The 289-nt window shown below is 65.7% G+C and carries 1 protein-coding gene; it reads right to left on the minus strand.

Annotation, left to right across the window (positions count from 1 at the left end):
* Window positions 1–125: PE domain-containing protein (locus tag AO501_RS36120; protein ID WP_156452688.1), on the minus strand; the 125-nt coding region annotated here is incomplete at its 3' end.
* Window positions 126–289 lie beyond the last annotated feature (164 nt).

The raw sequence follows: 289 nt of genomic DNA on the forward strand, positions 1-289 counted from the left end.
GCGGCCAAGAGGTTGGCGGTCGTTGGCAGGGCCGCGGAATTGGCCCGGGTGACCGCCGTCTGGATGGACGCGAGATCTGACGCGGCTGCCGCGACCGTATCGGGCGCCGTGGTGACGAATGACATGTGGCCACCTCCCCAACTTCAGGGAAGCTCAATCGTACGCGCTCACGGCATGTTTCGGCCCAGTTCCGAGCAGACGCAAAATCGCCCCGGAGCGAGTGCTCCGCGGTGAGTTTGTGTCTGCTCGCGCAAGGAAATCGCTCGTCAGTTGCGGCCGGGGAGCCCGT

It is taken from the genome of Mycobacterium gordonae (assembly GCF_001417955.2).
GTDB lineage: Bacteria > Actinomycetota > Actinomycetes > Mycobacteriales > Mycobacteriaceae > Mycobacterium > Mycobacterium gordonae_B.